The organism is Micromonospora lupini str. Lupac 08 (assembly GCF_000297395.2).
In the GTDB taxonomy this organism is placed as follows: domain Bacteria; phylum Actinomycetota; class Actinomycetes; order Mycobacteriales; family Micromonosporaceae; genus Micromonospora; species Micromonospora lupini.
The window spans coordinates 4,129,736-4,148,570 of record NZ_HF570108.1 but is presented as its reverse complement, the minus strand read 5'-3'; the positions used below and the strand labels follow the sequence as shown (position 1 = coordinate 4,148,570).

The following is an 18,835-nucleotide window of genomic DNA, read 5'->3' as shown; positions in this document are numbered from 1 at the left end:
GTTTCCTGGCGCAGTGATCACGTGACGGCACCGCCTACTGCTGATGGGCGGGGGATCCGGATCTCGGTCGGGGATTCCTGGGCGTGCTACGGGTGGGTGGAGGTCAGTACGTCCCACGCCGCCATCGCGCAGGTGATGACCGCTTCCAACTCCGCGCGGGTGGCGCCGTCGCGCGCCTGCACGGACATGCCCTGCACCACAGTGGCGTAGTAGCGGGCGAGAGCGTCGAGCTCGACGGACGACGTGGTGAACTCGCCGTCGGTGACCCCGCGCGCAAGCCGGTCCTTGATGGCACTGTGCTGGCCACGCCGTCCGTCGGCGAGGAACTCCCGGACCGCATGGTTCTCCGCCGCTCCGGTGGGCGCGGCCAGGACGAGCATGCAGTAGTGCGGCTTCGCCGAGCGGGTGATCTCATCAGCGGTGGCGCGCAGCATGGCGTGGATCGCGGCCCGGGCGGTCGCCTGCTCGCGCAGCGCGCGTCGGGGTGGCTCGCCCGAGGTCGTGCCGTAGAGCGCCATGACCTTGCGGAACAGGTCTTCCTTGCTGCCGAAGCAGGCGTAGATGCTGCCCGAGGCGATGCCCATGGCCTGCGCCAGGTCGCTCAGTGAGGTTCCCTCGTAACCCCGGTCCCAGAACACCTCCAGCGCCCGGTGCAGGGCCGTGTCCGGGTCGAAGGTGCGCGGCCTGCCGCGTGCTGCCATGACGGTTCTCCATATTTCTTTGTCGACCGACCAAGATTACCTTGACCCCCGTCACTGAGCCATGCAGGATTTGTTGGTCGTCCGACCAATAAGGAGACGGTTGCCATGAGTACTGCCTCGACCATGCGCGCCCTGCAGCAGAGATCTCTGACGGGCCCAGGAGACCTGCGCCTGATCACCGACGCGCCCGTACCGAAGCCAGGCCCCGGCGAGGTGCTGATCCGGGTCCTCGCCGCCGGCGTCAACTTCGTCGACATTTCGCAGGCGCACGGCACGTTCGCGGGCGGCCCGCAGCCGCCGTATCTGGCCGGTATCGAAGGCGCCGGTGAGGTCACCGCCATCGGCGAGGGAGTGACCGGTCTGGAACTCGGCACTCACGTCGTCGGCGTCTCGATCGGAGGTGGCGCATTCGCCGAGTACCTGCTGCTGCCCGCGGCTGCGGCGGTCCCCGTCCCGCCGGGCTGGACCGACGAGCAGGCGCTCGGCCTGCTCGTGAACTGGCCGACCGCACTGGCGGCGCTCAAGCCCTTGGGCGGGGTCGTCGCGGGACAGACCGTGCTGATCCACGCTGCTGCCGGCGGAACGGGCCAAGCCGCGGTGACCATCGCCAAGCACTACGGCGCGACGGTGATTGCCACTGCCTCACCCGGCAAACACGAGGCGGTACGAGCCCTGGGCGCCGACCACGTCGTCGACTCCCGCAGCACCGATCTGGCCGTCGACGTCCTGCGACTGACCGGGGGCGCGGGCGTCGACGTGGTGCTGGAGTCGGTTGGTGGAGCCACCCTTGAGGCCAGTTTGACCGTCGCCAAGCGGGTCACCGGTCGGGTCGTCGTCTATGGCCTGGCCGGCGGAGAAGCCGCGATCACCAACTGGGACCTGGTCTACAAGCACCAGGTTCACGTCATCGGCCTCAATATCGGCATCCTCATTCAGGCCGCACCGCACATCTTCGGTGAGCTCATGGGTGAGCTGTTCGGGCTCATCGCCGCCGGGGTGCTCGGCCCCGGCCAGCCCACCACCTACGAGCTCGCCGAGGGGCCGAAGGCGCTCGCGGAACTGGAGGCACGGGCTACCGTGGGCAAGCTCGCGCTACGGCTCTGAGCGAGGTGCCCGCGAATGCGCGTCAGCCTGACCACGAGCGCCGGTAGGGCCGGCCGGCCGAACGAGGACTTCGTCGGTGCCGTTCCGGGCGCCGTCGTGCTGCTGGACGGTGCCGGCATTCCGGGAGCCGAAGAGCTCTGCGCGCACGGAGTCGCCTGGTACACCCACCGTCTCGGCGGCACGCTGCTCGGTGGCCTGTCGCGAAACGACGGACGGGACCTCCCGGACATCCTCGCCGGCGCCATCGGTGAGGTCGCCGCCGCGCACAGCGCCACCTGCGACATCGCGGACCCCCGCAGTCCGCAGGCCACCGTCCTGATGGTCCGCGCCCACCGGGGACGCCTGGACCATCTCCTGCTCGCGGACTCGTTCCTCGTCCTCGACCATGTCGGCGGTGGCCCGCAGGTGGTCACCGACGAGCGCGAGGTGATCGCCAGGCGGGAGTGTTCACGGCCGCTGAGCGGCGTCACACCCGGAACTCCCGAGTACGACCGCATCCGCGCCTCCTGCGCCACGGCGCTGCGTGCCCGCCGCAACCGGCCGGGCGGCTACTGGATCGCCAAGGACGACCCGCGCGCCGCACGGGAGGCGGTCACCGGCAGCCGTGCCGTGGACGACCTGAACGGCATTGCGATGCTCAGCAACGGCGCCAGCCGGATCGTCAGCCCGTACGGGTTGACCGACTGGCCCGGCGTACTGCAACTGCTCACCGCTTACGGCCCGTCCGGTGTCATCGACCGCGTCCGGCAGGCCGAAGCTCGGATGGCCGGTGGCCCCGACGCTCAGGCCCCGGACGATGCGACGGTGGCCCACTGGACGGCGTTGCCACGGTACCGACTGTGAACCAGCTCAGAGGGGCGAGGGGACAGCGGGCGCCCGCCGGTCGATGACAGGATCGGCCGATGCGCGTTCTCTTCGACGGCAAGGCTCCGGTCGACTACGGGCAGATCTACGTGACGAGTCGTGAGCTGCCGAACATGGAGGGGGCGTTCGCCGGGCAGGCGAACGGCCTCTGCGGGGCCGGCTGCCCCGGCGCGCTGTTCCTGATGACCGGCACGCACTCCGGGCGGGTCGACTTCCGGATCGAGGCGTACGACGGTGAGCCGCCGGCCGCGACTGACGCGTGGGAAGAGGTGGTGGAGGTGTCGCTTCGGCCGAGGGACGCGGTGGTCGACCTGGTTCCCTGGGGCGACGGGCCACTCGCCCAGCTGCGGCTGATCCCCGAAGGGCAGGACACCGGCCGGCTGCCGGCCTACCGCGTGCGGTACTGCGCCACGGGCATGGACGCGGGGAGCGACCCGTTCGGCGGACTCGACCCCGAGGAGATGGACGACGGCGACTACACCTACATGGATCGGCGACCGGACCGCTACCTGCTGTGCTTCTGGCCGGAGGGCGCGACGGGCGGCGACCCGAGTGACGCCGCGACGCGTACCGACGCGATCCTGCGCCAGACCAGCCGGGCCGCCGCCTACTGGCACGGCTGGGCGGCCGGTTTGCCCCCCGCACGCAGCCTGTGGGAGCAGGTCGAAGCCGAGCAGCGCAGGCGGTTGGAGCGAGAACGTCGCGACGAGGAGTACCGCAGGCGGGATGAGCTGCGGCGCTGGGGCGGCCGTCTACCGACTGAGCGGCTCCGACAGGTTCGCGGCAATGTTCACGGCATCGTCCTGCTGGACCGGGACCTGGTCGACGGGGTGGCCGCCGTCGACGCCGGCATCCAGCGGCAGATCGCGATCTGGGCGGCACGGCAGGCGTTCACCGTCGCCGGTATCGCGGACCTCGACTGGATGGCACCGGCATGGACGGCCCTGGATCGAGGGCTGCCGCTACCCGCCGAGTTCGCCGATTCCAGAGCACTGTGGACGCGGATCCTCGGCGAGCCGCCCGTCACGTTCTCGATCGTCTCGCTGCGTCCGGCGGGTTTCGGCCCGGCTGATCCGCTGGGCGAGGCTCTCGACGCCCCGGTGAACCCGGTCGCGATGGCGCTGCCGGCACTCGTGGCCGCCGGCGAGGCGGACCCGCTCCAGGCCGCGTTGGAGGCGCTCTGGGCGGCGGTCAGCACGTACGCCGCGCGGCGGAACGAGCTCCTGACGGACGTGCGCCGGGCCTTTCCGATCGTCGAGGAGCGGCTCTAATGGTGGACGAGGACTGGTGGTCGATACTCCGGGCACTGGACGAACCGGTCGCACCAGTGAAAGACGGCATCGGGCGCGAGTCGATCCTGCGAGCCATGGTGGAGGGGGTCATGCCGCCAGCCGTGTCCGCAGCGTTGAACGAGCGGCTGTCGCGAGGTGAGGGCTACGGTCTGGAGGTGCCACGGGACTTCGACCCCGCCCCGGCCCAGGGCCGGTTCGCCCGGCTCGCAGAGCGGTTGAGCGAGACCTATGGTTACCCGTGCGACTCGGAGATGGCTCAGGACTCTGCCAGCCTCGGGAGCATCTGGATTCCCGCCGAGGCCAGCCGCAGTCGCCAGAAGCGCACACGGATCCCGCTGTCGTTGATCGTGAACGTCAGCAAGTTCGGTGGCCTCGCCACCTACGGGGCGTCCAGTCCAAGCGACCAGAAGCCTTACGTGCACCCCGACGACCGGCAACGAATCGAGTACGCACTTTCCGGTCTCGGTTACCTCGTCGTGCCCGAGCACATCCTCGCCACGCCTTACGACGGGCCCAACGGATGGGTCTTCGGTCCAACGGCCGATGCGACGTGGTTCACGCGGTTCTTCGACTACCTCTGAACACCCTGAGGTTCGCCACCCAGCCGGCGCGCCCGCATGCCACCTACCAGATGATGACGCCACCGCCCACCGCCCTGGCGCGCTCCACGGCGTGTCGCATGTTGGTCAGGTGGTGGAGGATGCGTCTCGCGTCGTATCCCGTCGCGGCGGAAAGGTGCTCGACGTTGTCTGCCAGGAGCCCGCACTCTCGCTCGAAGGCGTCGAGCTGGCTCGGAGCGATCTGGAGATTCCCACGGTTCTCGACAGTGATGTCGGCGAGCTGCGGCAGGAACGTCGCGCCGAGATGCCGAGCGGCCGCGGAGCCCCACAACGTGTGACGAAAGTTCTCAGCTCCTACGGCAGTGCTGGTGCCGGGCGGGTCCGCGAGGACACTCCGACCGGCGTAGGCGTCGTCGTCCGGTGTCCACACCGAGATGTCGAGGCTCACCCCACACTCTCCCCAGGTCTGCAGCACGCCATCGTTCGCGGTGACCAGAAGCGTAATCTGCTGCGATCGGCGCGTCGGTGCGGTGGGAGGATGCCACGATGGACGAAAAGATCGAGGCCGCCCAATCCTGGCGCGAGCTCGTTCACGGCACATCTGGCTGGTGGTCGGGCGATCCGGTCGTGAAGGCCGCCTACGAAGACCCGACGCTGCGAACGCTCTTCCCGTTTCCCACGCACGGGACGCTGAAGTTCTTCAGGTACGCGCGGCAACCGTACCCTGCTGTCCCGAGGGAAGAGTTGCCCTTCATCGTCTGTGGCGGCCCTCCCTACCGGGTTTTCACCCCAGGCTATGAACAGCTTGTCGGTGAGGCCACGACAGCAGTGGAAGCGGTGGAGCTCGTCGTCGCGAGCCTTCCCGATCCGGCACCGGGTGAGTCGGAGCACTGATCTGCCGCGCTGGTGCGGGGGGAACGCCAGCGCGCCTCCCGCACCTCTCAGCCTCGGCGCGCGCCGCGTCATCAGCAATGACGTACCGGAAGATCCGCCCGGGGAAGATCACGACGTGATCACCGGCGACGCGGACGTCGGCGTACCAGCCCTGGCTTCCGACCAGAGCGTCCGCCGGCCGAGGTGGGCGCTACAGGTTCCCGGACTCCGGCCAGTGGGACCAGTGGGTGTTGGGAGGCAGGTCTGGTGCGTACCGACCCGCGTCCCCTGTCGCCAGCACGTCGGCGAGCTGACGGAAGGTCGTTGACTGACTGGGAAGGGTGTCCCGGGCGGGGTCCGGGTGGTGCCACTGATCCAACCGCAGGATCTCCGGGAGGTCGGCCGGGATCCGCCGCCGCAGCTCGACCTCGTCGGCCAGGAGCAGCTCCCGGTGCTCCGGAACGAGCCGGCGAAGCACGTCGACAAGTTCCTCGCCCGGTTCGGCTGCCACCGGGATCCGCCGGCCGCGTACGACGATCGGGTTTCCGCAGTAGATCTCGGGCTCGTCCATGTCCTCGATCTCGTCGGGGTTGTCGACGCGACCGAGGAAGTCCTCGTTGCCGTAGCCCGGCTGCCCCTCGGTGAGGCAGTTGCCGAAGACGTGCAGGACGTCGATGAGGTTTCCGGCCCTGGGCGAGTAACCCACCGTCTCGACGATGAGCGCCCACCGGTGCGCGTCGCGGTACGCGTGCAGCCGCGCATCGACCGCGTAGTAGTAGCCGTGGCCCAGGTCCGGGAACCTGAAGTCTCCGGCTGCGGTGTCGAGCTGGTCGAGGATCTCGCCGGAGCGCATGGCCGTGCAGTGTAACGACTCGCCTGGATGGCCTACCGCATTGATGTGTGTCACTCTAACTCTGGGCTGAGTCAGGTCTCGGTCCGCTCCCTGAACGCCGTCCCGGAAGGACGCTCATGCGCACATCCGCCCACCGGCTCGCCGCGGGTCTCACCGCCGCTCTGCTCACCACGCTGGCCGTGACGCTGCCGGGGTCGCCCGCAGCGGCCGGCGAGCCGTTCCAGAGCCCCGACCAGGGCCTGGTCTTCTACTCGAGCTACCCGACCGAGGTGGCCGGCAGGCTGGCCGCCCCGGACGGCATCTGCCACCAGGTCCCGGCCGATGCCGCCTGGATGCTCACCTGGAGCGGTGGCTTCGGCTCGGTGCCCGGCTACCGGACCCCCGACTGCAGCGGCCCGGCAACCGAGCTCAACAACGTCCACAGCTGGCCGGAGGGCCGCTACCTCACCTACCGGGCCAGCTGACAGCCGACCGGCCGCGCGGCGATCATGCCCTCGGTCGCCCCGGCGCCGGCGCGAGCCGACCGTTGGGCATGTGCACGACCCGGAGGAAGGCGGGCAGCCGCCACGGCCTCGGCCCGCCGATGACGACGTCGCGCCGCAGCACCGCCTGAGCGATGCCGATCCGGCCGAACATCATCAGGTTGAACCGGGCGGGCCGAAACCGCACGCGCACGTCGAACGGATCGTCGGGCGGTGCGATCCACACTCTGCGGTCGCCAAGCGTCAGCGTCGTGGTCGGCGTGAACCGCGAGCGGAACTGCACCGACACGTGGTGGCGAGGCATCGGCAGTGCGGTGTTGAGCAGCACCCCGTACGAGTCCCGCAGCATGTCGAACATGAACAGCTCCCAGTAGAGCGCGGCGTGTTCGTCAGGCATCGGCCACGGTCGGCGCAGTGCCCGTGCGATGTCCCAGCCGTGCACGAGCAGCTCGTTGGTCAGGTGGGCGAACAGGCCGCCGACCGTCACCCGCGCGTTGCCCAGCCAACTCACCGTCGAGCGCGGATCGGCGGTCGTGGCCAGGAGGTGGGCGACAGCGGTGTCGAGCTGCGACAGCAGGACTCGCGGGTCCCGCTCGGTGAAGTGGGCGAGCACGTGGTCGTTGACGTCGGCCACCGTGTCGACGTTCGTGACGGCGAGCATGTCCTCCAGGCCCGGCACCCGGATGGCGACCTCGGTGCCCTCCATCCTGGACACGTACAGCACCGCGATCGACACCACGTGTGCGACGGTGTCGGCGAGGGTCCAGTCGGCGGTGACCTTGACCGTGGGCGAGAGTGCGGTGGCCACCATGCCGGTGAACCGGTCGGCAGCCGCCCGCAGTGCCGTGTTGGCCACACTCCAGCGGTCCGGACCTGCCATTTCACTCACGTCGAGCAGTATCGGCCATTCGCTCGGACGGGGACTTCTTCCAACGTGCGGTCATTCGCCACGGCAGCAGAGCCGGTGGAACCGCTCAACCGGTCTCCTCGATGGTGGTGCCGGTACGCGCCGCCCGCGCGGCGCCCCAGTCGTAGAGGGCCTGCAACACCGGGGCCAGACTGCGTCCCTCCTCGGTGAGTCGGTACTCCACGTGCGGTGGCGAGGTCTCGTGGTCGTGTCGCAGGATCAGCCCGTCGGCCTCCAGCTCACGCAGCCGCTGGGTCAGCATCTTCTCGCTGACCCCGGGCATCCGGCGGCGCAGTTCGCCATAGCGGTGGACGCCCTCCTTGAGGTGGGCCAGGATCACCGGCCGCCACTTGCCGCCGATGACGTCGACGGCGAACTCCACCGGGCAGTGGTAACGCTTGGCCATCGTGGCCCCCTCCGGTACACACCGAATGGTACGCACCAGATGGTGCGTACTTGATCATCGTCGCCGTGGGTGTTGGGCTGTACCCATGGTCATCGAGTACATCAGGTACCGCGTGCCGCCGGAGCGGCTGGAGGGCTTCGAGGCGGCGTACGAGCGGGCCGCCGGCGAGCTGAGGGCGGCGCCGGAGTGCGTGGACTACGAGCTGAGCCGCTGTCTGGACGACCCCGCCTGTCACGTGCTGCGCATCACCTGGACGTCAGTCGACGAGCACCTGAACGGGTTCCGGGGCGGCCCGGTGTTCGGGCGGTTCTTCGCCGCGGTCAAGCCGTACGTCGAGGACATCGAGGAGATGCGGCACTACGCCCGAACCTCGGTCGCCGGTCCCGGTGGCGCCGCGCCGCCGAGCCTGTACGAGTGGGCCGGAGGCACCGACGCGTTCACGAAGCTCTGCGACGCGTTCTATCGCCTGGTCCGGTCGGACGACCTTCTCGCGCCGATGTTCGCGAACATGGACCCCGACCACGCCCGGTACGTGGCGGTCTGGCTCGCCGAGGTCTTCGGTGGGCCGGCTGCCTACACCGGCCAGCGCGGCGGCTACCGCCACATGGTCGGCAAGCACCTGGGCAGGGCGATCAGCGAGGCGCAGCGTCGACGGTGGGTAAACCTCATGACGGACGCCGCCGACGAGGTCGGCCTGCCCGATGATCCGGAGTTCCGGGCCGCCTTCACGAGCTACCTCGAGTGGGGCACGCGGCTGGCCGTACACAATTCGCAGCCGGCCGCGGACCCGGTCCGGCAGGCGCCCGTACCACGCTGGGGTTGGGGTGTTGCCCCGCCCTACCAGGCCCCGCAGCCCTCCTGAGTGCGTGCCCGCGACGGCGGGCGGGTGGCCGTCACGCTGGCTATCGTTGCGGCATGCCGCGCCCCTCATCCCTCGCCGTCGGTGCCGCCTTCCTCGCGGACGGCCCGGCCGACGGCGTCGACCTCAGCCTGTTCGGCCAGTTCACGGGCTCCTGGGCGCTGGACTGCACCGAGTACGACCCCGACGGGTCCTCGTCCGTCCGCCGCGGCGAGTGGCACTTCGGGTACGCGTTGGCCGGTCGGGCGACGACCGATGTCTGGATCCTGCCCGGGGTCGAACACGGCGTGAGCGTGCGGTTCCCCGATCCCGGCGCCGGTCCGGGGATCTGGCGCTCGACGTGGGTGGGGCCGGGCCGGCATCGGACGCACACCTTCCGGGCGGCTCGCGTCGGCGAGCAGATCGTGCTCGACGGCGGGGATCTGCGGTGGACCTTCTCCGACATCGGCGCAAACGAGTTCCGCTGGCGCAACGAGGCACGGCAGCCCGACGGCACGTGGCACGTTCAGCAGACGTTCCAGGTGTGGCGACAGGCCTGACCTGTCCCGCCGCGTGATCCACTCGGCTTCCGTGAAACCGGTCCATCCCCGGTCAGCGAACACCCCGACTTCCTGGAAGCCGAGTGGATCTCGGCGGGCCGGCGCGGAGGCACCGGCCCGCCGAGCCGACAAGCGTCAGCTGCCGGTGCAGGCGGCGGTGGTGCCGCTGCCGTTTCCGGTGCCCTGGAACCCGAAACTCGTGGCCTGACCCGCCGCCAGTCGTCCGTTGTAGCTCTGGTTGGCGACGGTGACGGTGCCGCTGGTGCCGCTGGCGACGCCGTTCCACAGCGAGCTGACCGACGCCCCGCTCGGCAGGGTGAGGGTGACCCGCCAGCCGGTGAGCGCCGAGGTCCCCGCGGTGACGGTCACGGTGGCGACGAATCCGCCGTTCCACTGGTCCTGCACGGAGTAGACGGCGGTGCAGCCCGGGGCGCCGGTCGGCGGGGGCGTGGTGGGCGGTGGCGTGGTCGGTGGCGGCGTGGTGGGCGGGGGCGTGGTCGGCGGGGGAGTGGTCGGTGGGGGCGTGGTGGGCGGCGTGCCGCCGTCGAGCGTCAGGTTCTTCTGTTGGACGGTCCACTGGCTGTGGCACAGGCCGCAGTCCGCGCCGACGAAGTTGGCGCCGGCCGTGGTGTCACCCTTCAGACGCCACTTGAGATAGAGCACCGCCACCCGGCCGAACTCGCCGCCGTTGGGCTGGTCGTAGGTGCCGCCGTGACCGACGTTGAGGTTGCCCATGAAGGCGGGGAGCCCGGCCGGCAGCTTGCCCCAGTCGTCCATGGCATTGGGGTAGGCGATGTCGCTGGGCCCGCCGACGAAGTACGCGATCGGCTTGGTCAGCCTCCTGAGCTGGTAGTCGTCGGCGTCGTTGAGCAGGCCGCTGCTGAAGATGCCGGTCGTGGTGACGCGCGGGTCGCCGGAGACGGCGTACGCCTCAAGCCCTCCGCAGGAGAAGCCCGCGACGGCGACCTTTGTCGTGTCGAGCTTGTTGAAGTACTTGCTGCCCTGTCGGGAGTTCTCCGCGACGGCCCAGTCGATCGACTGGGTGAGCATCTGGGAGGTGGTGGAGCCGGATCCGTTCGGGGCGCCGTTGGCGATGGCCAGGAAGCCGTGCGAGGCGATCTCGCGCAGGAAGTTGCCCTGGGACAGGCCGTTGGCCGAGCACCCGCCGTTGCCCCAGACGAGGATGGGCAGGCGTTCGGAGGGGAGCGTCTGGGGTCGGAAGATGGTGTGGTTGGCCAGGCTTGCCGAGGTCTCGTAGTCCGCGGGATACGGCCCGGAACCGCCGACGGCGGCGCCGGCCGGTGTCGCGCCGAGCGCCATGATCACCGAGGCGACCGGGACGACGACTGTCACCAGCCCCGCGTAGATCGTCGATCTCCTTCTCATGCACCCTCCAACGGATGTCACGGTGGGCTCCCTGCGGCGACGGTGGCGGCTTGTCGTTCGCGCTGCGACAGCAGTGGTCAGCGCAGGCCACGGGCCAGGTCGAGGCGAACACGTCGACCACCCGGCGGGGTCCCCACAGGCGATCCGATGGGAGCGGTACGCAGTTACTATCACTGCTGTAACGACAAGTGTCAATATAACGTCAACCCAGCGTGGCCGCCTTGCGCAGCAGCACCGAGCGTTCGCGCTGGTTGGCGCACAGCCCGGCGGCCAGCTCCAGCTCGGCGCGCGCCTCCGGTCGCCGTCCGAGCCGGGTCAGCAACTCGCCACGTACGGTCGGGACCAGGTGCGATCCGGGGAGCCGGTTCGCGGCGATCAGCTCGTCCACGATGGCCAGAGCCCGCGCCGGGCCCGAGGCCATGGCTACGGCGACGGCCCGGTTGAGGTCGACCACCGGTGAGGGCGCGACCCGGCCGAGCGCCTCGTAGAGCACGACGATCCGGTCCCAGTCGGTCGCCTCGACCGAGGACGCCGACGCGTGGGTGGCGGCGATCGCGGCCTGCAGGCCGTACGGGCCGAGCCCGCGCGTCGACGCCCTGGCCAGCGCGGCCAGCCCGCGACGGATCGCGGAGCCGTCCCACCGCCGCCGGTCCTGGTCCTCCAGCAGGACCGGCGAGCCGTCCGGGCCGGTCCGGGCCGGGAAGCGCGCAGCCGTCAGCTCGCACAACGCGAGCAGACCGTGCGCCTCCGGCTCGTCCGGCACGAGCGCGGCAAGCGTACGGGCCAGCCGGATCGCCTCGTACGCGACGTCGGGGCGCAGCAACCGGTCGCCCGACGTGGCGGTCGACCCCTCGGTGAAGATCACGTACAGGACGCTGAGCACGCCTCCCAGTCGCTCCCGACGCTCGGCAGCAGGCGGCAGCTCGAACGGCACCCGGGCCGCCGCGATGGTCTTCTTGGCGCGGGTGATGCGGGCCTGCACGGTCGGCACGGGCACGAGGAACGCGCGGGCGATCTCCTCGCTGGACAGACCGGCGACGACGCGCAGGGTCAGCGCCACCCGGGCCTCGGGGGAGAGCACGGGGTGGCAGCTGACGAACATCAGCGCCAGCACGTCGTCGTCGATCCGGTCGGGGTCGATGTCCTCGTCGACTGCCGAGCCGGCCACCGGGTCGACTGCCGAGTCGACTGCCGCGTCGGCCGCCAGCAGGGCGTACCGCTCCCGGAGCGCGCTTCGGCGGCGGATCGCGTCGATGGCCCGCCGACGGGCCGTGGCCATCAGCCAACCGGCCGGATTGGCCGGGGAGGCACGCCGCCACGACACCAGCGCCTCGGCCACCGCCTCCTGGGCGGCGTCCTCGGCCAGCCCGAAGTCGCCGGTGAACCGGGTCAGCGCGGCGACGATCCGCGCCGACTCGATCCGCCAGACGGCCTCGACGTCGGCCGTACCCATCAGGGCCGGCCGTCGCCCGGGACCTCGTCGGCCCCGGCCACCCGCCGGACCTCGATCTTGGAGCCGCGGACCGCCGGGAACCTCCTGGCCCACTCCACCGCTTCCTCCTTCGACGCGACATCGAGCAGGAAGTAGCCCCCGAACAGTTCCTTCGTCTCGCCGTACGGCCCGTCCGTGACCACCGGGGCCTCGCCGCCGAAGTCGACCACGACACCCTGGGCCGGATCGTCAAGCCCCTCGGCCGCGAGGAGGACGCCGGCCGTGACCATCTCCTCGATGAACGTCCGGGTCGCGGCCATCGCCTCGCCGATCGAGGCCATCAGGGCCGCGTTCGACTCGTCGGTGCCTCGCAAGATCAGCATGTACGTCGACATCGCGTTCTCCTCCTCCGGCGGGCCGCCTCTCGACCCGCGCACCCCCACGTCGAACGGGCGGCCGGCGCATCGACACGGCCCCGGAAAATCTTTAGTCGCCGCCACCGAGGCGAGCCCCGCTGCGTGGGCCCGAACGCGCATTGTCGCAGCTCGGCAGTGGGCGGAGTCCACGCTGACCGGCACCGGATCTGCCAGCGCGCCGGTTCACCGCGTCAGCGCCCAGGACGGCCGCCAGGTCGGGGAGGGCGGCGGTGCCAGGCTCGCGCAGTGGTCGACGACCGCCCGCAACCCCGGGTGCGGGTTCGCTCGCGGCAGGATGAGCGAGAGCGGGTACGCGAGCGTGGGCTTCCCGATCGGGATGCGGCGCAGGTCGTGGTTCGTCGGCCAGACGTACCTGTCGCGCGCGCCGACGACTGTCGCCACGTCGGCGGAGTCCGCGAGGACGTCGAGGAGCACCTCGTCGCCGAAGTGCGGCCCCGCGGCGTCGATGCGCAGGTCGAAGTCGGTGGCGAGCTGGTCGTAGAAGTCGGACCACTCGCTGCGCGGCGCGATGCCCGGGATCCAGATCCGGTGCCCGCGCAGCTGGGCCGGTGTCAGTGTGCGCGCGGAGGCGAGCGGGTGTCGCGGGCCGACGAGGAGTTCCAGCGGCGAGTCGAACGCATGGATCATCCGCACGTCGCGCGGCAACGTGGCCGGGTCGGTGGCCGACCGGAACGAGGCGTCGACGTCGCCCGCCTGCACGGCGGCGACCGCCGCGCGCGGGTCGTCGACCCGCAGGGTCACCACGTCGAGCGTGGTCTCCGGATGTGACCGCCAGTAGTCGTGCAGGACGACGGCCTGCGCGGACCGCAGGCCGAGGACGTCGATCCGCAGGGCCCGCGAGCCCGGTCTGATCGCCGCGAGGGCGCGGTCCACCCTGGCCACGACGCCCCGGGCGTGCGGGAGGAACGCCTGGCCGTCGAGCGTCAGCTCGACCCCTCGGGGAGTACGCGTGAACAACCGCACGTCGAGCGCGCGCTCCAGAGCCGCGATCCGCTTCGACACCGCCTGCTGCGTCACGCCCAGCTCTTCGGCAGCGTGCTGCAACTGCCCGAACTCGGCCGCCCGGACGAACGATCGCAGCGCCTCGGTATCCACCCGATCATCATCCACCCGTACAACCGATGGTTGTGACACGCCCGAGCGCCGGTTGTTTGCGCCGACGTCGCCGGCGCTGGTGTGCTGCCCGGACCCGAACGTCGGGTGCCACGAGGGGGGCGGATGCGCGCGCGGTTGGGGGCCAGCTTCGGTTGGCTGTGGTCGGCCTACGCCGTCAGCACGTACGGCACGTGGTTCGCCTTCGGCGCGTTCCCGCTTATCGCGGTTCGCGTGCTGCACTCGCCGGCGTTCGCCGTGTCGGTCCTGGCGGCGGTCGGGCCGGCCGTCGCGGCGATCGTGGCGTTCTCCCTCGGGCCCTGGGTCGAGCACCGGGCGAAGCGGCCAGTGCTGGTCGCCATGGACCTGATCCGGTTCGTGGCCATGGCGAGTGTCCCACTCGCGTACGCCCTCGGTCTGCTGTCCTACGGCCAGTTGCTTGTCGTCTCCGTCATCACCGGGACCGCGAGCATCGCCTTCACCGCCGCGACCGGCGCGTACCTCAAGTATCTCGTCCACGGCGACCATCTGCTGGTGGCGAACGGGCGGTTCGAGGCCACGAACTGGACGGCGACGGCGGTGGGCCCACCCCTCGGCGGCGCGCTCGTCGGGCTGCTCGGCCCGGTCGTCACCGTCGCTGCCGACGCCCTCAGCTACCTGCTGTCGGCGCTCGCGGTCCTGCGCATCCGCGGCGGCGACGTCGCGACGCCCCGGGACCGGGCCGGCCGGCTGCGCGCCGCGGATCTCCTGGTCGGCTGGCGGTTCATCCTCCACGACCGTGTCCTGCGCGGGCTGTTCCTCAACTCGATCCTGGTCGGCGGCCTCATCATGGCCCCCGCGCCGTTGCTGACGGTCCTGCTGCTGGGCCAGTACCACTTCCCGGCCTGGCAGTACGGCCTCGCCTTCGGCGTCCCCGCGCTCGGCGGCCTGGTGGGCGCCCGCGTGTCCGCGCGCCTCGTGGCCCGCCACGGCCGGCGCCGGGTCATGCTGGTCTCCGGGTGGCTGCGCTCGCTCTTCCCCGTCGGTCTCGCGTTCGTCCAGCCCGGCATCCCCGGGCTCGTCACCGTGATCGTCGTCGAGGGCCTGCTGATCACCTGCATGGGTGTCTTCAACCCGATCTACGCGACCGAACGACTGCACCGCACCCCGCTGGGCCACACCGCCCGCGTCCTCAGCACGTGGAGTGCCGTCAGCAGGCTCGTCCAGGCCGCCCTGGTGGTGATCTGGGGCGTCCTCGCGACAGTCACCGGCCCTCTCGCGGCGATCGCCATCTCCGGCGTTCTCCTGCTCGCCACCCCGCTCCTGCTGCCCGGGCGGGCGCCGTCGCCGGCCGCCGAGCCGGCCGCGTCGGACCGGGACGTTCGGGTCGGATGACACGGTCGCCGCGCCCTGGTCGGGGGTGACCCGGCCAGGGCGGCACCGGCGCGGAGAAACGCCGCGATCACCGCAGGAAGTCCTCCAGGATCTCGGTGAACCGCGCCGGCTGCTCCTCGGCGGGGTAATGGCCGCAGCCGTCGAGAACAACCCCTGTGACGTCGTCGGCGGCCAGCCGCATCGTCTTCTCGGCGCTCGCCCCGCTCCACAGCGCGCCGCCGACGGCGAGCACCGGCAGCGTCAGCCGGGTCTTGCTGCGTTGCTCGTTCTGCGCGATCGTCTCGTCCAGCGCCCGGTAGTACTCGAAGCTCGCCCGCAGCGCGCGAGGGTCCGCGGCGATCGCGTCGACGTAGACGTCGACGGCGTACGCGGGGATCGCCGTGGGGGTGGCGGCCTTGGTGGCGAACTGCCAGCCGAAGAAGAGCCGCTCCCGCCCCCGGACCAGCTCCTCGTTGAGGTCGGTCAGCCGATTGAAGCCGAACTGCCAGAGTTTCTGATTGACCGCCGCCGGGCTGAAGGCCGGCGGGGACGGCGAGAGACCGGGGATCATCGCTTCGAGGACGGCGAGTCGGCCCACCCGATCGGGGTGGTCGGCAGCCAGCGCGTATCCGGTCCACGTGCCGATGTCGTGGCCGACCACGTCGAACCGGTCGTGCCCGAGCGCGGCCATCAGCGCGACCAGGTCGGCTGCGAGGGTGCCGGCGTCGTAACCGCCGTCGGGCTTGTCGGAGAGCCCGGCTCCGCGCGAGTCGACGGCGACGACTGTGTGCTCGCGGGCGAGCGCGGGCATCACTTCCCGCCAGGCGTACCAGGTCTGCGGCCACCCGCCGACAAGCAGCAGCGGCGGGCTGTCCCCGCCGGTGACGGCGTGCAGCCGCAGCCCGTTCACTTCCACGATCCGGCTGGTGAAGATGTCGGTGAACCCGTCGGGCAGCCGTAGCGAACTCAGGTTTGTCATGGCGGCACCATACGCATCTTGGAACGATCGATACAAGACCGTTGGAACGATCGTTACAAGATGTGTAGACTGACGGACCATGGCGGGCCGCAAGCAATTCGACGTGGACGAGGCGCTACGACGTGCGATGCACGTCTTCTGGCGTTGGGGCTATTCGGAGGCCTCCATCGACCGCCTGACCGAGGGCACGGGCCTGGGCCGGGGCTCGCTCTACGGCACCTTCGGCGACAAGAGCACCCTCTTCCGCAAAAGTCTTGAGCGGTACGCGCAGACCTACCATCCGCTGTACGAGCAGGCCCTGTCCGGCCCCCACCCGAGCCCGAGCGCCGTCGTGGCCGCCTACCTGCAGGTCACCCTGAACCGCATCGCCGACCCGACGGTCCCGGATGGCTGCCTGCTCACGGTGTCGGCAACGCAGTTCCCCGCCCTCGACGCGGAGGGTCAGGCGATGGTCCGCGCGATGATCGACGGGTTGCGGGCGATGCTGCGGCAGGCGTTGCTGGCGGCGGGGGCCGGCGAGCAGGAGGCGGCAGAGCTGGCGTTGTGCACGCTGGCAACGAACAAGTCCCTGGCCGTGCTGAGCCGCACCGGCTTCTCGAGCGAAGACCTGGCAACCGTCGCCGCAGCCGCCGCCCGTGGCCCCTCCCCTCAGGCCCAGGGCGGGGTGTGTCGGTCCACGTAACCGCGAGCACGGGGGAGCGGGTCAGCCCAGTACCGGTCCGGCAAACGGTGGTGGTGCTCCGCACAGAACCCGGCGAGGTCGACAGTGATTCCGACCCGCTCCAGCGGGCGGCCCTCGAACTCCGCGTTGACGGTCAGCAGGTCCACCTCCCGGTTCCAGCCCGAATGGTCGAACGTCCAACCGTCCCAGACGGCGTAGACGTGGAAGATCTGTCGGTCGCCTGCCACCCGCACCGCCGCCACCTCGATCGACCGCTCCGGGTACGACTCTCGACAGACCCAGGCGAGGATGTGACACGCTCCGGCGGCGAAGAAGGCCTGGTCCGCCCGTTCCCAGGCGACCCGCTGGTCAGATCGCTCGATGGCCGTCCGACGAAAGGCTCCCGCTGCCACTGCTGCCACTACACCGACGTTAGCGGGGTGGCCGGCGCATCCACTCGTACCGCTACTCGCTCCTCGTACGTCGTGCGTCGGCGGCGACCCGGACATCACGGAAGTCGATGACCGCCTCGCGAGCAACGGTGATCAGGGCGGCGAGGTCACCTTCCGCCAGCAGCAGGACATCGTCGAGCACGGCAGCCGGCACCTCCAGCTCCCGGGGGCCGTAGCAGTCGTGCCATGCCATGTCCATGAGGTGCAGGAGGTCGAGCGCGGCGTCAACCTGCCGACCGGCGAACAGCCCTTCGATGCGCGGCCTGCGTTCTCGACGACGTTGCTCGCTGCCAAGTGCCACGGATAGCTCCCTCGGACCAGGTCTGCTGCCGAGTCAAGGTAACCAACCCGTCGCCTTCGGGCCTGACGTCACGTCGCCGCGATCGGATATCCAATCGCGGCGATGTCCCTGCGCAGCCGGCCAACTGTCACTTCCGGGTTCAGAGCCTGCACGACGACGTCAGTGAGCGGACGGTGCGCGACGACGTGCTCGACCACCCCCCGATCCACCTCGATCTCGTAGTAGTCCTCGGCGAACTCGACGTACCGGTCGGCGATGTCGTCGAGCATGATCTCAAGCAGGTCGGAGCCGTCCGGGGCGTTGTCGCCGTGCGGTCCGCGGAGCGGGGGGAACGTGATGCCCTCGCCGGCGTGCCAGCGATCATCACTGGAGAGCCGCCACAGGACGGCGGTGGCGACGAACCGGCCCTCCTCGTCGCCGAACGCCGGCTCGTCGATCAGCGGACGGAACACCGCCGGCAGGCCGGCGAGCAGTCCGGCCCACAACTCGTGGTCCGGATCGCGGTAGGGACTCATCGCCGACTCGTGGTCGAACGCGCGGATGAATGCGCCTGCGGCGGTGAACACCACGGTCCACTCATCGCCGCTGCCGTTGTCCATCAGCGCCGCCTCGTCGTCACCCCAGGCCCGGGTGTAGGCGTAGTAGGGCTCGCCACTGTCGACGATGCGCTCCAGCACGGCGAGTGCCTTGCAGCGGTCCCGCAGCACCTCGATGGAAGGCAGTGTGGCGGCGATGTCGTACACGGTCACTCGGTGAACCTACGCCCAGCCAACACCGGTGCCGTTCCCTACCTTCAACTGCTCCGGCGCCGGCGAAGTTCTTCGCTGCCGACCGAGGCGACGACCCGGACCACACGCCGCAGCGCGGGATGAGAAAGGATGCGCCGGTGCGTCACGAGCATCACGTCTTCCACAACCCGCCGCCGTCGACACCGGACGAGGTACGCGCCGCGCTGGACCGCGGCGATCTGCCGGCCGCGCTGAACGCCATGGTCGGCACCGCCCTGTACGGAGACGGGGACTGGCGAGAGTCGCAGGAACTGCACCTCCGGTTGCTCGAACACGACGATCGCCAGGTCAGCGCGCTCGCCGCGACGTGCCTGGGGCATCTCGCGAGGGTCTACCGACAACTGGACGAACGCCGGGTGGTCGCCGCCCTGCGCCGAGCCCGGGCGCTGCCACACATCAGGGGTAACGCCGGCAACGCGCTGGAGGACATCGAGCTCTTCCTCCACCCGCGGCGGGCGCGGATGCGCGGACGTGTGTGGAGCGCGATCCGCCCCTGGACGTGGTTCTGAGTCGT

General features: G+C 70.5%; 24 protein-coding genes. 11 read left to right on the top strand and 13 right to left on the bottom strand.

The features are described from left to right. Window positions 1-86 precede the first annotated feature (86 nt). Complete coding sequence (locus MILUP08_RS20185; protein ID WP_007460983.1) at window positions 87-701, bottom strand: TetR/AcrR family transcriptional regulator; 615 nt, start codon at window positions 699-701, stop codon at window positions 87-89. 123 nt (window positions 702-824) lie between these two features. Between MILUP08_RS20185 and MILUP08_RS20180 the strand changes: the two genes are divergently transcribed. From MILUP08_RS20180 to MILUP08_RS20165, 4 genes are read left to right on the top strand one after another with little or no spacing between them, the layout of a single operon-like run. After that, window positions 825-1,805, top strand: coding sequence for an NADPH:quinone oxidoreductase family protein (locus MILUP08_RS20180; RefSeq protein ID WP_202805226.1), 981 nt, complete (start codon window positions 825-827; stop codon window positions 1,803-1,805). 15 nt (window positions 1,806-1,820) lie between these two features. Next, entirely contained in the window at window positions 1,821-2,648 is an 828-nt protein-coding gene (locus MILUP08_RS20175; protein ID WP_007460979.1) for a protein phosphatase 2C domain-containing protein, read from the top strand. A gap of 59 nt (window positions 2,649-2,707) precedes the next feature. Continuing rightward, on the top strand, window positions 2,708-3,940 hold the full coding sequence (locus MILUP08_RS20170) for a hypothetical protein (protein WP_007460976.1): 1,233 nt from the start codon (window positions 2,708-2,710) through the stop codon (window positions 3,938-3,940). Continuing rightward, window positions 3,940-4,542, top strand: coding sequence for a hypothetical protein (locus MILUP08_RS20165; RefSeq protein WP_007460974.1), 603 nt, complete (start codon window positions 3,940-3,942; stop codon window positions 4,540-4,542). The genes MILUP08_RS20170 and MILUP08_RS20165 overlap by 1 nt, the downstream gene beginning before the upstream one ends. A 43-nt stretch (window positions 4,543-4,585) precedes the next feature. On the opposite strand, the gene MILUP08_RS20160 is transcribed toward MILUP08_RS20165, so the two are convergent. After that, entirely contained in the window at window positions 4,586-4,969 is a 384-nt protein-coding gene (locus tag MILUP08_RS20160) for a hypothetical protein (RefSeq protein ID WP_007460972.1), read from the bottom strand. Between the two features lie 98 nt (window positions 4,970-5,067). Between MILUP08_RS20160 and MILUP08_RS20155 the strand changes: the two genes are divergently transcribed. Further along, on the top strand, window positions 5,068-5,415 hold the full coding sequence (locus MILUP08_RS20155) for a DUF6193 family natural product biosynthesis protein (RefSeq protein ID WP_007460970.1): 348 nt from the start codon (window positions 5,068-5,070) through the stop codon (window positions 5,413-5,415). 190 nt (window positions 5,416-5,605) lie between these two features. Here MILUP08_RS20155 and MILUP08_RS20150 read toward each other — a convergent pair whose 3' ends face one another. Further along, window positions 5,606-6,247, bottom strand: a complete 642-nt coding sequence (locus MILUP08_RS20150) for a DUF7003 family protein (protein WP_007460967.1) — start codon at window positions 6,245-6,247, stop codon at window positions 5,606-5,608. A 116-nt stretch (window positions 6,248-6,363) separates the two neighbouring features. Between MILUP08_RS20150 and MILUP08_RS20145 the strand changes: the two genes are divergently transcribed. Then, window positions 6,364-6,711 (top strand): hypothetical protein, encoded by a 348-nt coding sequence (locus MILUP08_RS20145; RefSeq protein ID WP_007460965.1) that lies wholly within the window; start codon window positions 6,364-6,366, stop codon window positions 6,709-6,711. 22 nt (window positions 6,712-6,733) lie between these two features. Here MILUP08_RS20145 and MILUP08_RS20140 read toward each other — a convergent pair whose 3' ends face one another. Both MILUP08_RS20140 and MILUP08_RS20135 read right to left on the bottom strand, forming a co-directional pair. Continuing rightward, on the bottom strand, window positions 6,734-7,609 hold the full coding sequence (locus tag MILUP08_RS20140; protein WP_007460963.1) for a maleylpyruvate isomerase N-terminal domain-containing protein: 876 nt from the start codon (window positions 7,607-7,609) through the stop codon (window positions 6,734-6,736). Window positions 7,610-7,703: 94 nt separating this feature from the next. Further along, window positions 7,704-8,042 carry a winged helix-turn-helix transcriptional regulator gene (locus tag MILUP08_RS20135; RefSeq protein ID WP_007460962.1) on the bottom strand — a complete coding sequence of 113 codons (339 nt, stop codon included), beginning with the start codon at window positions 8,040-8,042 and terminating at the stop codon, window positions 7,704-7,706. A gap of 85 nt (window positions 8,043-8,127) precedes the next feature. Between MILUP08_RS20135 and MILUP08_RS20130 the strand changes: the two genes are divergently transcribed. Continuing rightward, entirely contained in the window at window positions 8,128-8,904 is a 777-nt protein-coding gene (locus MILUP08_RS20130; RefSeq protein WP_007460960.1) for a group II truncated hemoglobin, read from the top strand. Between the two features lie 53 nt (window positions 8,905-8,957). After that, window positions 8,958-9,440, top strand: coding sequence for a hypothetical protein (locus MILUP08_RS20125; protein ID WP_007460958.1), 483 nt, complete (start codon window positions 8,958-8,960; stop codon window positions 9,438-9,440). A 135-nt stretch (window positions 9,441-9,575) separates the two neighbouring features. Here MILUP08_RS20125 and MILUP08_RS20120 read toward each other — a convergent pair whose 3' ends face one another. From MILUP08_RS20120 to MILUP08_RS20105, 4 genes are all read right to left on the bottom strand, one after another. Beyond that, window positions 9,576-10,826: a cellulose binding domain-containing protein gene (locus tag MILUP08_RS20120; RefSeq protein ID WP_007460956.1), complete on the bottom strand. Its 1,251-nt coding sequence runs from the start codon at window positions 10,824-10,826 to the stop codon at window positions 9,576-9,578. A gap of 202 nt (window positions 10,827-11,028) precedes the next feature. Further along, window positions 11,029-12,279 carry an RNA polymerase sigma factor gene (locus tag MILUP08_RS20115; protein WP_007460954.1) on the bottom strand — a complete coding sequence of 417 codons (1,251 nt, stop codon included), beginning with the start codon at window positions 12,277-12,279 and terminating at the stop codon, window positions 11,029-11,031. Next, a complete protein-coding gene (locus MILUP08_RS20110; RefSeq protein ID WP_007460952.1) occupies window positions 12,279-12,653 on the bottom strand; it encodes a YciI family protein in 375 nt (124 codons plus the stop codon). Before MILUP08_RS20110 ends, MILUP08_RS20115 begins: the two co-directional genes overlap by 1 nt. Window positions 12,654-12,857: 204 nt before the next feature. Next, on the bottom strand, window positions 12,858-13,790 hold the full coding sequence (locus tag MILUP08_RS20105; RefSeq protein ID WP_007460950.1) for a LysR family transcriptional regulator: 933 nt from the start codon (window positions 13,788-13,790) through the stop codon (window positions 12,858-12,860). A 123-nt stretch (window positions 13,791-13,913) separates the two neighbouring features. Here MILUP08_RS20105 and MILUP08_RS20100 point away from each other — a divergent pair, with 123 nt between their 5' ends. Beyond that, window positions 13,914-15,161, top strand: coding sequence for an MFS transporter (locus tag MILUP08_RS20100; RefSeq protein WP_007460948.1), 1,248 nt, complete (start codon window positions 13,914-13,916; stop codon window positions 15,159-15,161). A 67-nt stretch (window positions 15,162-15,228) separates the two neighbouring features. Here MILUP08_RS20100 and MILUP08_RS20095 read toward each other — a convergent pair whose 3' ends face one another. Then, window positions 15,229-16,119 carry an alpha/beta fold hydrolase gene (locus MILUP08_RS20095; protein WP_007460946.1) on the bottom strand — a complete coding sequence of 297 codons (891 nt, stop codon included), beginning with the start codon at window positions 16,117-16,119 and terminating at the stop codon, window positions 15,229-15,231. 79 nt (window positions 16,120-16,198) lie between these two features. Between MILUP08_RS20095 and MILUP08_RS20090 the strand changes: the two genes are divergently transcribed. After that, a complete protein-coding gene (locus MILUP08_RS20090; protein ID WP_007460944.1) occupies window positions 16,199-16,801 on the top strand; it encodes a TetR/AcrR family transcriptional regulator in 603 nt (200 codons plus the stop codon). Here MILUP08_RS20090 and MILUP08_RS20085 read toward each other — a convergent pair. The 3 genes from MILUP08_RS20085 to MILUP08_RS20075 all read right to left on the bottom strand — a co-directional run bounded on the left by MILUP08_RS20085 (window position 16,768) and on the right by MILUP08_RS20075 (window position 18,282). Continuing rightward, window positions 16,768-17,202: a hypothetical protein gene (locus tag MILUP08_RS20085; protein WP_039906330.1), complete on the bottom strand. Its 435-nt coding sequence runs from the start codon at window positions 17,200-17,202 to the stop codon at window positions 16,768-16,770. The genes MILUP08_RS20090 and MILUP08_RS20085 overlap by 34 nt on opposite strands. Before the next feature lie 43 nt (window positions 17,203-17,245). Continuing rightward, on the bottom strand, window positions 17,246-17,533 hold the full coding sequence (locus tag MILUP08_RS20080; protein WP_007460940.1) for a hypothetical protein: 288 nt from the start codon (window positions 17,531-17,533) through the stop codon (window positions 17,246-17,248). A 68-nt stretch (window positions 17,534-17,601) separates the two neighbouring features. After that, window positions 17,602-18,282 carry a hypothetical protein gene (locus MILUP08_RS20075; protein ID WP_007460938.1) on the bottom strand — a complete coding sequence of 227 codons (681 nt, stop codon included), beginning with the start codon at window positions 18,280-18,282 and terminating at the stop codon, window positions 17,602-17,604. A gap of 137 nt (window positions 18,283-18,419) precedes the next feature. On the opposite strand from MILUP08_RS20075, the gene MILUP08_RS20070 reads away from it, so the two are divergent. Further along, the gene (locus tag MILUP08_RS20070) at window positions 18,420-18,830 is read left to right on the top strand and encodes a hypothetical protein (RefSeq protein WP_007460936.1); all 411 of its coding nucleotides are present in this window, start codon (window positions 18,420-18,422) and stop codon (window positions 18,828-18,830) included. The last annotated feature ends 5 nt before the right edge of the window (window positions 18,831-18,835 follow it).